Below are 12,162 nucleotides of genomic sequence, written 5' to 3' on the forward strand. Positions count from 1 at the left end.
CTTTCGGCACGCGGGCGGACCGCGCCGCGCATCTCGTCACAGACTTCGGAAAGAAATTCGTGCAGCGTTGAACACATCGGCCACTCCCACGCGTACCTAGGACCAGCAAGCGGCGCAGTAGGGCGCTGCGAACACCCACCGGAACACGGGGAGTTGGAATGAAGACCTCCTGGCGGAGCGCCTCACTCGTAGCCTCAGCTGCGGCTGTGCTGGCGCTGACGACGGCGTGCGGTCAGGAACAGGGGTCCACGTCCTCGCAGAACGTGGGCGCCGCTTCCACCCCGACGCTGGGCACCGGAACCATCGCCGGCACCGGTACGGGCACGGCCGGCGCGGGCACGGCCGGTGCGGCGGGCTCGGGCACGTCGGACCAGGCCCAGTCCACCACGGCGGCCTCCGCGGGCCAGCTGACGGTGTGGAACAGCGACGAGTACGGCAAGGTCCTCACGGACAGCGCCGGTCGCACCCTGTACCGCTTCGACAAGGACTCGTTCGAGCCGCCGAAGACGACCTGTGAGGGCGAGTGCGCCACCACCTGGCCGCCGGTGCCGGCCTCGGGCGCCACCGCAGCCGAGGGTGTCGACAAGGCACTGCTCGGTGAGGTCACCCGCCCCGACGGCACCAAGCAGCTGACGGTCGGCGGCTGGCCCATGTACTACTTCGCCAAGGACACCAAGGCCGGTGACATCAAGGGCCAGGGCCTCAAGGGCACCTGGTTCGCCTCGGACCCCAAGGGCAAGAAGGCCTCCACCAAGGGCGGTGGCACCGGTGGCACCGGTGCCGCGGGCGACGCCGGCGGCGAGGCGGTCGAGCAGTCCGGCCTGACCACCCGCAAGGACCCCAAGCTCGGCGAGATCGTCGTCGACAAGAACGGCATGACGGTCTACCGGTTCCTCAAGGACACCCAGTGGCCGATGTCGACCAAGTGCACCGGCGACTGCCTCGACAAGTGGCCCGCCGTCGCCCCGGTCGACAAGAACGACACCGAGGGCATCCTGCTGAAGGGCTACACGGTCTTCGACCGTCCCGACGGCATCAAGCAGCAGACCATCAACTGCATCCCGCTCTACACCTTCGCCAACGACAAGGCCCCGGGTGACACCAACGGCCAGGGTGTGGGCGGCACCTGGTTCGCCATCAACGGCGACGGAGAGCCGATCGGCGCGCAGAAGTAAGGATCACACCGCATCAGCGCGGCCGATCCAGGTCCGCCCCCTCCGCACCGCACGGAGGGGGCGGACCGCTTGGCATGCCCGGGCACGGCCGAACAGGCGTGCCCGGGCGTGGCGTTGGCGGGTCTCGGGCAAGGTCGGGCACCGAAGAGGCATGGTCGGGAGGGTCGTTGGGCATGTGCCATCGGCAGCGACCTTGAACGGACGGTCAATTTCCGTTTTTACTCGCTCCGTCGGCGGACGATCAGTAGCCTCAGCTCGAACACCGGATCGCCTACGCCACCCCCGACGCGTTGGAGACACAGATGGAGCGTCCCGCCTGGGCCCCATGGAGCATCGACATCTCGATGCCGTCCGTGGCCCGCATGTACGACTACTACCTGGGCGGTTCGCACAACTTCGAGGTCGACCGGGAAGCGGCCCGCAGGGCCATGGAGTTCATGCCGGGCCTGCCCAAGATCATGCAGGCGAACCGCGCGTTCATGCGCCGCGCCGTGCGGTACGCGGCCGGCTCGGGTATCACCCAGTTCCTGGACATCGGATCCGGGATTCCCACCTTCGGAAACGTGCACGAGGTCGCCCAGGAGGCCAGGCCCGGCGCGCGGGTCGTCTACGTCGACCACGACCCGGTCGCCGTAGCACACAGCCAGGCGGTTTTGGAGGGCGACGACAACGCGGACGTGGTCGCGGCCGACCTCCGCAAGCCCCGGGACATCCTCACGAGCCCCCGTGTTGAGCGACTGATCGACCTGAACCGGCCAGTGGCCCTGCTCCTGGTTGCCATACTGCACTTCGTGGAGGACACGGACGACCCGTACGGAGCGGTGGCCGAGCTGCGTGACGCGCTCGCGCCCGGCAGCGTACTCGTCGTCTCGCACGCCTCCTTCGAAGGGATCCCGCTTCCCCAGGAGCGGGCCGAGGGCGCGGTGGACGTGTACAAGGACATCCGCAATCCGCTGATCATGCGCTCGCGCGACGAGATCGCGCGGTTCTTCGAGGGGTACGACATGGTGGAACCCGGACTGGTGCCGATGGCGAAGTGGCGGCCCGACACGGCTCCGGAGGACGAGGACCCGTACGCCTTCTCGGGCTTCGCGGGCGTGGGGACCAAAGCGTGAGGGCGGAGCCGGACGGGCCGGAGGACAGACTCCGCCGGTTCGCGACGATCTGGAGCCGGGCGGTCTTCCCCGCCACCTCCACGTCGCTGACCCGGCCCGAGTTCGAGGAACAACTCCTGCCGCTGGCCCGCAGGCTGAGCGAGGCGCTGCGCGCCAGGACGTACGACGCCGAGGAGGGCAAGGCGGTCGGCGCCGCCCTCGTCGAGGCGCACTGCACCGAGCCCGAGACGCTCGGCCGGACTCTGGACTGCGTCGATGCCTATCTGGTGCTCTACTGCGGCGGCGACGGCCCGCAGGAGGATCTGCGGGCCCGCTCCGCGCGGCTGCAGTCCGCGATGGCCGCCGGATACGCCGAGGCGCTGCGGCAGCGGACGCTGGCCGAGCAGGAGGCGATCGCCCGCGCGGCGCTGGAGGCCCAGGGCGCGGTCGCCCGGGCGCTGCACGCGACCGAGGCCCGCTTCCGCGCGGTGTTCGAGGGCGCCGCCATAGGTATCGGCATCGCCGACCTCGAAGGCAACATCCTCCAGGTCAACGGCGCCCTGCTGCGCATGTTCGGCGTCACCGAGCAGACGATGCGCGGGCGCAGCGTCACCGAGTGGACGCACCCCGACGACGCCCCCCAGGTCTGGCGCCTCTACGACGAGCTGGTACGCGGTGAGCGCGAGCACTACCACACCGAGAAGGCGTTCTCCCGACCTGACGGCACGGTCCTGTGGACCAACCTGACGGTGTCTCTCCTCCGGGACGCGGACGGGCGGCCCCAGTACCAACTGGCCCTGATGGAGGACACCACCGAACGCCGTCTGCTCAACCTCCGCCTCCGCTACGAGGCCACCCACGACGCGCTCACCGGACTGCCCAACCGCACCCTGTTCTTCGAGCGCCTGGAGAAGGCCCTCGCGGCGGGCGACGGTCAGCGCTTCGGCCTGTGCTACCTCGACCTCGACGGCTTCAAGACCATCAACGACAGCCTCGGGCACGCCGCCGGCGACCGGCTGCTCGTCGAGGTCGCCGACCGGCTGCAGTCCTGCGCGACCGCGCCCGGCGAGATGGTCGCCCGGCTCGGCGGTGACGAGTTCGTCGCGCTGACCACCGGCACCGACACCGAACGCGAGGTCGACGAACTCGCCGACCGCATCATGAACGCGCTGGTCACCCCGGTCCGCATCGACGGCCGGGAGCTGCTGGTCCGCGGCAGCATCGGCATCGTCGAGGGCCCGGCGGGGGAGCGCGGCCCGGCGGAGGTGCTGCGCAGCGCCGACATCACGATGTACCGCGCCAAGTCGGCCGGCGGCAACCGCTACGAGATGGCCGACGCGGAGGCCGACGCCCGCGCCATCACCCGGCACGGCCTCACCACCGCGCTGCCCGCCGCCCTGGACCGGGGCGAGTTCTTCATCGAGTACCAGCCGCTGGTCCACCTCGGCGACGGCACCGTGCGCGGCGCCGAGGCCCTGGTCCGCTGGCTGCACCCGCAGCACGGCGTCCTCGGGCCCGACCGGTTCATCCCGCTCGCCGAGCGCACCGGACTGATCGTGCCGCTCGGCCGCTGGGTCCTGGAGCAGTCGGTACGCCAGGCCCGGGAGTGGCAGGAACGGCACGGCGGCACGGGAGCGACCGGCCCGCTGCGCGTCAACGTCAACCTGTCCCCGTGCCAGTTGACCCACCCGGGGCTGGTCCAGGACACCGTCGACATCCTGGAGCGCGCGGGCCTCGACCCCGACGCCCTCTGCCTGGAGGTCACCGAGTCCGCCCTGATCGGCGCCGACGACGACCTGCTCAAACCGCTGCGCAGGCTCTCCGAGATGGGCGTCGACATCGCCCTCGACGACTTCGGCACGGGGTACTCCAACCTCGCCAATCTGCGCCGACTGCCGGTCCGCGTCCTGAAGTTGGACCGGTCCTTCACCCAGAGCATGCAGCAGTTCCCGGCCGACCCCGTCGACCTGAAGATCGTCGAGGGGATCGTCTCCCTCGCCCACAGCCTCGACCTCGCGGTCACCGTCGAGGGCGTCGAAACCGGAGCCCAGGCCGAGCAGTTGCGGATACTCGGCTGCGACACGGCCCAGGGCTGGTACTACGCCCGCCCGGGCCCGCCGGAGCGCCTGCACGAACTGGCGTTGGTGGACGCGACGGGATAGGGGGCCTTTCAGCCGCCGGGTTCTTCTTGGGGGCGCGCAGCGCCTTCAGGGGCGCGGGGAACTGCGCGACCAGCCACAGCGCACCCGCGGACCCGAGCGGCGCTCACCACCCATGGCGAGACCGGGCACGACCGCACCCGCTCACCGCTCCACCAGCATCCGCTGCAACTCCCGCGCGGCCCGAGGCGGAGCCACATCGCTGCGGTGCGCCAGGGCGATGGTGCGGTGGAGCCCGGGCCGGGCCAGCGGGGTGACCCGCAGGCCCCGCCCGGAGCGCGTGGCGACCATACGCGGGACGACGGCCACCCCGAGGCCCGCCCGGACGAAACCCAGGACCGCGTCCATCTCCCCGCCCTCGACCGCGAAGTCCGGCTCGAACCCCGCGGAGCGGCACGCGGCGACGGTGAGTTCGCGCAGGTCGTAGCCGTGGCGGAACATCACCAGGCGTTCGCCCTCAAGATCGGGGACACGGACGGTACGGCGGCCGTTGCCGGGCCTCGGCGCGTCCGGGGAGGAGACCACGACCAGGTCCTCGCGCAGCAGCTCCACCGTGGTCAGGGCGGGGGAGGCGGCGGGGAGCGGGAGGACGACCAGGGCCAGGTCGAGGGCGCCGCGCGCCAGCTGTCGTACGAGGTCGTGCGAGCCGCCCTCCTCGATCAGCAGCCGGATGCCGGGATAGCGGTCGTGGAACGCGCGCAGCACGTCGGGGAGCAGGCCGGTGCACAGGCTCGGCGTCGCACCGAGCCGGACCCGGCCCCGGCGCAACTGCACCAGCTCCTGCACCTCGTACCGGGCGGTGTCCGTGTCGGCGAGGATGCGACGGGCCAGCGGCAGCAGCGCCTCACCGGCATCCGTCAGGGTGATGTTGCCGCGCGCCCGCTGGAAGAGATCCGCCCCCAACTCCCGTTCCAGCGCCTTGATCTGCTGCGAGAGCGACGGCTGCGCCACATGGACCAGCTCGGCGGCCCGGGTGAAATGCCGGGTCTCGGCGACCGCCACGAAGTACTGGAGCTGCTGGAACTGCATCCCTCCACGATACGGGACGATAGTTTTCGACTATCGAATCGAGCTGTTTCATGTCTTGGACCGATGGGGTGACGCGGCCCTAGCGTCATGGGCATGGCTCTGGCAACGCGGACGGAACGGGCGGAACGGTCGGAACGAAAACCGTCCGTGGCGCGCACGGTGTGGGACAGCTCCCTCGGCAAGAAGACGGTCATGGCCGTCAGCGGTCTGATCATGCTGGCGTACCTGGTCGTCCACATGCTCGGCAACCTCAAGATCTTCTTCGGTTCGGACGAGTTCAACGGCTACGCGCACTGGCTGCGCACCCTCGGCGAGCCCTTCCTCCACTACGAGTGGGCCCTGTGGATCGTCCGCGTGGTCCTCGTCGCCGCGGTCGTCGCCCACGCCACGGCCGCCTACCAGCTCAGCCGTCGCGACATCAAGGCCCGGCCGGTCAAGTACGTCCACAAGAAGCGCCGGGCGAGCTACGCGACCCGCACCATGCGCTGGGGCGGCATCATCCTCGGCCTGTTCATCGTCTGGCACATCCTCGACCTGACGACCGGCACCGTCCACCCGAACGGGTTCGAGGCCGGCCACCCGTACCAGAACGTGATCGACACCTTCTCCACCTGGTACGGCAACGTCGTCTACATCGTCGCGGTGCTCGCGCTCGGCCTGCACATCCGGCACGGCTTCTGGAGCGCCGCGCAGACCCTCGGCGCCGGCAGCCGCACCCGCGACCGTGCTTTGAAGACCACCGCCGACGTCCTCGCCCTGGTGCTGACCGTGGGCTTCGTCTCCGTACCCGTCGCCGTCATGACCGGAGTGGTGAGCTGAACATGACTACGTCCTCCGAGTACGCGGACTACGTGACCGGCGACCCGGTCGTCGACGGCAAGGCGCCCGAGGGCCCGATCGCCGAGCGCTGGGACAAGCGCCGCTTCGAGGCCAAGCTCGTCAACCCCGCCAACCGCCGCAAGCACACCGTCATCGTCGTCGGCACGGGCCTCGCGGGCGGCTCGGCGGGTGCCACGCTCGCCGAACAGGGCTACCACGTCGTCCAGTTCTGCTACCAGGACTCGCCGCGCCGCGCCCACTCCATCGCCGCGCAGGGCGGCATCAACGCCGCGAAGAACTACCGCAACGACGGCGACTCGGTGCACCGGCTGTTCTACGACACCGTCAAGGGCGGCGACTTCCGGGCGAGGGAGTCGAACGTCCACCGGCTGGCGCAGATCTCCGTCGAGATCATCGACCAGTGCGTGGCGCAGGGCGTGCCCTTCGCCCGGGAGTACGGCGGACTGCTCGACACCCGCTCCTTCGGCGGCGTACAGGTGTCCAGGACCTTCTACGCCCGTGGCCAGACGGGTCAGCAACTGCTGCTCGGCGCGTACCAGGCACTGTCCCGGCAGATCGCCGCCGGGAACGTGGAGATGCATCCGCGCACCGAGATGCTCGACCTGATCGTGATCGACGGACGGGCGCGCGGGATCGTGGCGCGGGATCTGATCACCGGGAAGATCGACACGTACTTCGCGGACGCCGTGGTGCTGGCGAGCGGTGGGTACGGGAACGTCTTCTACCTGTCGACGAACGCCATGAACTCCAACGCCACGGCGGTGTGGCGGGCGCACCGGCGGGGCGCCCTGTTCGCGAACCCCTGCTTCACCCAGATCCACCCGACGTGCATCCCGCGCACCGGCGACCACCAGTCGAAGCTGACGCTGATGAGCGAGTCGCTGCGCAACGACGGGCGGATCTGGGTGCCGAAGGCCAAGGGCGACCAGCGGCCCGCGCACCAGATCCCCGAGGACGAGCGCGACTACTACCTGGAGCGGATCTACCCGTCCTTCGGCAACCTGGTCCCGCGTGACATCGCCTCCCGCGCCGCGAAGAACGTGTGCGACGAGGGCAGGGGCGTCGGCCCCGGCGGGCAGGGTGTCTACCTCGACTTCGCCGACGCCATCAAGCGGATGGGGCGGGGGGCCGTCGAGGCCAAGTACGGCAACCTCTTCGACATGTACCAGCGGATCACCGACGAGGATCCCTACGAGGTGCCGATGCGGATCTACCCGGCCGTCCACTACACGATGGGCGGGCTGTGGGTGGACTACGACCTCCAGACCACCGTCCCCGGCCTGTTCGCGATCGGTGAGGCCAACTTCTCCGACCACGGAGCCAACCGGCTCGGCGCGTCCGCGCTGATGCAGGGCCTCGCCGACGGGTACTTCGTCCTGCCGGCCACGATCAACGACTATCTCGCCCGGCACCCGAAGCAGGGCGGGATCGGCCGCGAACACCCCGTCGTCCAGGAAGTGCTGGCCGAGACCGAGGACCGGCTGAACCTGCTGCTCTCCGTCGACGGCGACCGCACGCCCGACTCCTTCCACCGCGAAGTCGGTGAGCTGATGTGGGAGTTCTGCGGTATGGCCCGGACCGACAGCGGGCTGCGGAAGGCGCTGGAGCGGATTCCGCAGATCCGGGAGGAGTTCTGGCGGCGGATCAAGGTGCCGGGAACGGGCGAGGAGTTCAACCAGTCTTTGGAGAAGGCCAACCGGATCGTCGACTACCTCGAACTCGCCGAGCTGATGTGCCTCGACGCGCTGCACCGGAGCGAGTCCTGCGGCGGTCACTTCCGTGAGGAGTCCCAGACGGCCGACGGCGAGGCGGAGCGCCGGGACGAGGAGTTCTCGTACGCCGCCGCCTGGGAGTTCACGGGCACCGGTACGGCCCCCGTGCTGCACAAGGAAGACCTGGTCTTCGAGTACGTCCACCCCACCCAGCGGAGCTACGCATGAAGCTCACCCTGCGCGTATGGCGGCAGCGGGCCGCCGACGCCGACGGCGCCATGTCCACGTACGAGGTGGACGACATCTCGCCCGACATGTCCTTCCTGGAGATGCTCGACACGCTCAACGAGGAACTCATCCTGCGCGGTGAGGACCCGGTGGCCTTCGACCACGACTGCCGGGAGGGGATCTGCGGGGCGTGTTCGCTGGTCATCAACGGCGACGCGCACGGGCCGGAGCGGACGACGACCTGTCAGCTGCACATGCGGTCCTTCTCGGACGGCGACACGATCGATGTGGAGCCGTGGCGGGCTTCGGCGTTTCCGGTGATCAAGGACCTGGTGGTGGACCGGTCGGCGTTCGACCGGATCATTCAGGCCGGCGGGTACATCACCGCGCCGACGGGGGCCGCGCCGGAGGCGCACGCCACGGCTGTGCCGAAGCCGGACGCGGACTTCGCGTTCGAGCACGCGGAGTGCATCGGGTGCGGGGCCTGTGTGGCCGCGTGTCCCAACGGGGCGGCGATGTTGTTCACGTCGGCCAAGGTGAACCATTTGAACGTGCTGCCGCAGGGGGCGCCCGAGCGGGAGACGCGGGTGCTGGACATGGTGGAGCAGATGGACGAGGAAGGGTTCGGGGGGTGCACGCTGACGGGGGAGTGTGCCACGGCTTGTCCCAAGGGGATTCCGCTGGTGTCCATCACCGGGATGAACAAGGAGTGGCTGCGGGCCGCTCGGAAGGCCGGGAAGCGGTAGCGCCGTAGGGAGAACCGTCGCCTTCGGGGTGCGCGTGGTTCGTGGCTGATCGCGCAGTTCCCGGCGCCCCTTTCAGGGCGCCGCGGCGGGCCGAACCCACGTGTGAACGTTCGCCGAATCGTGCGGACGGGCGGGGCCGGGAGTGGTGCTCATCCCCGGCCCCGTCTGGATTTCCGGGGAATCCGCGTCGATGAAACCCGCACGTGGCTCGGGGGTTGTGTCCCGGCCAGGTGACGTCCACCGGGACCGTTCCGTTCAGCAAGCGCACATCCGGGCAACCGCCACCGGTCACGCGAAGGCCAGACGGCGTCGGAAGAACAGGTACGCGCAGGCCGTACCCGACCGGCCTGTCCTTCCGCTCAGGCCGAACCGGCCCGTGACCTGGAGTGAGCCATGACCGCCGTATCCGCTCTGGACACCCCTCCCCTGTCAGCGGCCCCCACCCGCTACACCGTCACCCTCGCCCGCGACGAAGACGACGTACGTGCCGCCCAGCGGCTGCGGCACGACGTGTTCGCCGGAGAGATGGGCGCCCTGCTGGCCGGCCCGCAGCCGGGGCTCGACATCGACCCGTTCGACGCGTACTGCGACCACCTGCTCGTTCGGGAGACGCTGACCGGGCAGGTGGTGGGGACCTACCGGCTGCTGCCGCCGGAGCGGGCCGCCGTCGCCGGACGGCTGTACTCCGAGGGCGAGTTCGACCTCGGCCGGATCGACGCCATCCGGCCCGGCCTCGTCGAGGTCGGCCGCTCCTGCGTCCACCCCGACCACCGGGACGGCGCCGTCATCGGCCTCATCTGGGCGGGCATCGCCCGCTACATGCTCGACCGGGGCCACGAGTGGCTGGCCGGCTGCTGCTCCATCCCGCTCGCCGACGGCGGCACCCTCGCCTCCGCCACCTGGGACCGGGTCCGGGACAAGCACCTGGCGCCGGAGGAGTACCGAGTACGGCCGCTGCTGCCCTGGATCCCCAAGAGCGAGGCCCCGGCGGCCCGCATGGAGCTGCCGCCGCTGCTGCGCGGCTATCTGCGGCTCGGCGCCTGGGTGTGCGGCGAGCCCGCGCACGACCCGGACTTCGGCGTCGCCGACCTGTACGTGCTGCTGTCGATGCGCCGGGTCAACGCCCGCTACCTGCGTCACTTCCTCTCCCTCGTCCCGGCGGCGTGACCCGATGAGCGTGTGGCTGCCCAGCGCGCCCTGCAGCCCGCAGGCGTGCGTGGAGGCGAGGGCGTCGATCGCCGCCGCGCCCCGGGCCGGCGCCCGGTTCGTGGCGGTCGTGACCCTCGTCCTCGTCGGGGTCCTGGTGACTCTCGTCGGTCTGCGGCTGCCGGCCGGTGTGGTGCGGCGCTGGTGCCGGTGGACCGTACGGGCCTCGGGGGTCCGGGTACGGATCACCGGCGCCGCCCCGTCCACCGGCGGGCTGCTCCTCGTCGCCAACCACGTCTCCTGGCTGGACATACCGCTGCTCGGCGCGGTGCGTCCGGCACGGATGCTCGCCAAGTCGGACATCCGGACGTGGCCGGTGGCGGGCGCTCTCGTCGCGCGGAGCGGCGTGCTGTTCATCGAGCGGGACCGGATCCGCGCGCTGCCGCAGACGGTCGCCCGGATCGCCGAGGCACTGCGCGGTGGTGCGGCCGTCGTTGCCTTCCCCGAGGGGAGCACCTGGTGCGGCCGCGCCCAGGGCCGCTTCCGGCGAGCCGTGTTCCAGGCCGCGCTCGACGCCGGCGTGCCCGTGCAGCCGGTGCGCGTCCGCTACCGGTTCACCGAGGGCGGCGCGAGCACCGCGCCCGCCTACGTCGGGGACGACTCGCTGCTCACCTCGGTGTGGCGGGTGGTGTCGGCACACGGAGTCGTCGCCGAGGTGGACGTACGGCCCGTCATCGACCCGGCCGACCACCACGACCGGCGGGCCCTGGCGGGGGCCGCGCAGACGGAGGTGATCGACGGGGCGGCCATGGTCGAGCACGTGCCGGGTGCGCGTGGCGGATGCCGGGGAGAGCGGCCGAGTTCCGTGACGGGGTTTCGACCGAGGCCCGCGACGGAGATCGGCCCCGGCCCGCGGCTGGGGATCAGCTGAGGCCCGCGATCCGGGCCAGCCTCCGGTGGGAGTCCAGTAGCGCCTCGCGGTCGTACGTGCTGGTCGTGACCAGGATCTCCTGGGCACCCGTCTCCTTGACCACCGTCTCGAGTTCGTGCGCGACCTGCTCCTCGGTGCCGTACACGTGTCCGGTCAGTCCGGACTCGTAGAAGCCCCGCTCCTTGGCCGTCATCGTCCGCCGCTCGACCTCCTCCGCCGGGGCGAGCGGCGGGAACGTGCCGTGGGTGCGGGAGTGGGCCATGGCCCAGGCCTCGGGGAGCAGGATCCGTTGTGCCTCCTCCGGCGTGCCGGCGACGGCGATCGTGCCGGAGACGACGACGTACGGCTCCGCCGCCCACGGGGACGGGCGGAACCCGGCGCGGTAGCGGTCGATGCCGCGCCGCATCTTCTCGCGGTCGCGGAGGTCGCCGATCACCATCGGCAGGCCCGCCCGCGCGGCGACCGCGGCGCCCTCGCCCATGGCGAGCACGAAGGGGGGTACGGCCAGGCCCTCCGTCGGACGCGCGTGCACCCCCGTGGGGGACGTGCCGCGGAACCAGCCGAGCAGCTCGTCGAGCTGTCCCGCGAAGTCGTCGGCGTCGTCCTTGTCCCGGCCCAGTGCCTTGCGTACGCCGTCCGTGAAACCCACGGAACGGCCGAGCCCCATGTCGATCCGGCCCGGGAACAGGGACTCCAGCACGCCGAACTGCTCCGCGACGACCAGGGGGCGGTGGTTGGGGAGCATGACCCCTCCGGTGCCCACGCGGATGGTGTGCGTGGCGGCGGCGACGGCTGCGGCCAGGACCGTGGGGGCGGAGCCGGCCACGCCGGGTACGCCGTGGTGCTCCGACACCCAGAAGCGGTGGAATCCGAGCCGTTCCGCGTCCTGGGCCAGCCGGACGGTGTCCCGCAGGGCCTCGGGGGCGGTGTGGTTCTCGCGGGTGCGGGAGCGGTCGAGGACGGAGAAGCGGGTGGAGGAGAAGGCCGGGGTCATATGGGGTTCAACGTTCTGGGGGTGGGGGGATTCCCGGGCGTCGCGGGGTGCGGGTCCGGCGGGGCGTCAGGCGCAGATTCCACCGCCCCCCAGGTATAACACCCGCCC

10 protein-coding genes are annotated in these 12,162 nt (G+C 71.0%); 8 read left to right on the forward strand and 2 right to left on the reverse strand.

Annotated elements, in window-relative coordinates:
* The first annotated feature begins 158 nt into the window (after nucleotides 1-158).
* The 3 genes from ACWD26_RS42540 to ACWD26_RS42550 all read left to right on the forward strand — a co-directional run bounded on the left by ACWD26_RS42540 (nucleotide 159) and on the right by ACWD26_RS42550 (nucleotide 4,431).
* On the forward strand, nucleotides 159-1,175 hold the full coding sequence (locus tag ACWD26_RS42540; RefSeq protein WP_451278891.1) for an SCO0930 family lipoprotein: 1,017 nt from the start codon (nucleotides 159-161) through the stop codon (nucleotides 1,173-1,175).
* A 302-nt stretch (nucleotides 1,176-1,477) separates the two neighbouring features.
* Nucleotides 1,478-2,290, forward strand: coding sequence for an SAM-dependent methyltransferase (locus tag ACWD26_RS42545; protein WP_451278892.1), 813 nt, complete (start codon nucleotides 1,478-1,480; stop codon nucleotides 2,288-2,290).
* Complete coding sequence (locus ACWD26_RS42550) at nucleotides 2,287-4,431, forward strand: putative bifunctional diguanylate cyclase/phosphodiesterase (protein ID WP_451278894.1); 2,145 nt, start codon at nucleotides 2,287-2,289, stop codon at nucleotides 4,429-4,431. Before ACWD26_RS42545 ends, ACWD26_RS42550 begins: the two co-directional genes overlap by 4 nt.
* A 141-nt stretch (nucleotides 4,432-4,572) precedes the next feature.
* Here the strand turns inward: ACWD26_RS42550 and ACWD26_RS42555 are convergent, their stop codons facing one another.
* On the reverse strand, nucleotides 4,573-5,457 hold the full coding sequence (locus ACWD26_RS42555) for a LysR family transcriptional regulator (protein ID WP_451278896.1): 885 nt from the start codon (nucleotides 5,455-5,457) through the stop codon (nucleotides 4,573-4,575).
* A 147-nt stretch (nucleotides 5,458-5,604) separates the two neighbouring features.
* On the opposite strand from ACWD26_RS42555, the gene ACWD26_RS42560 reads away from it, so the two are divergent.
* The 5 genes from ACWD26_RS42560 to ACWD26_RS42580 all read left to right on the forward strand — a co-directional run bounded on the left by ACWD26_RS42560 (nucleotide 5,605) and on the right by ACWD26_RS42580 (nucleotide 11,060).
* A complete protein-coding gene (locus ACWD26_RS42560) occupies nucleotides 5,605-6,276 on the forward strand; it encodes a succinate dehydrogenase (RefSeq protein WP_451278907.1) in 672 nt (223 codons plus the stop codon).
* Between the two features lie 2 nt (nucleotides 6,277-6,278).
* On the forward strand, nucleotides 6,279-8,237 hold the full coding sequence (locus ACWD26_RS42565; protein ID WP_451278897.1) for a fumarate reductase/succinate dehydrogenase flavoprotein subunit: 1,959 nt from the start codon (nucleotides 6,279-6,281) through the stop codon (nucleotides 8,235-8,237).
* Nucleotides 8,234-8,983, forward strand: coding sequence for a succinate dehydrogenase/fumarate reductase iron-sulfur subunit (locus ACWD26_RS42570; RefSeq protein ID WP_451278899.1), 750 nt, complete (start codon nucleotides 8,234-8,236; stop codon nucleotides 8,981-8,983). The genes ACWD26_RS42565 and ACWD26_RS42570 overlap by 4 nt, the downstream gene beginning before the upstream one ends.
* Nucleotides 8,984-9,376: 393 nt before the next feature.
* Nucleotides 9,377-10,150, forward strand: coding sequence for a GNAT family N-acetyltransferase (locus ACWD26_RS42575; protein WP_451278901.1), 774 nt, complete (start codon nucleotides 9,377-9,379; stop codon nucleotides 10,148-10,150).
* A 4-nt stretch (nucleotides 10,151-10,154) separates the two neighbouring features.
* Nucleotides 10,155-11,060, forward strand: coding sequence for a lysophospholipid acyltransferase family protein (locus tag ACWD26_RS42580; RefSeq protein WP_451278903.1), 906 nt, complete (start codon nucleotides 10,155-10,157; stop codon nucleotides 11,058-11,060).
* Here the strand turns inward: ACWD26_RS42580 and ACWD26_RS42585 are convergent.
* Nucleotides 11,053-12,054 (reverse strand): LLM class flavin-dependent oxidoreductase, encoded by a 1,002-nt coding sequence (locus tag ACWD26_RS42585; RefSeq protein ID WP_451278905.1) that lies wholly within the window; start codon nucleotides 12,052-12,054, stop codon nucleotides 11,053-11,055. The genes ACWD26_RS42580 and ACWD26_RS42585 overlap by 8 nt on opposite strands.
* Nucleotides 12,055-12,162: the final 108 nt, after the last annotated feature.

The organism is Streptomyces sp. NPDC002787 (assembly GCF_053592095.1).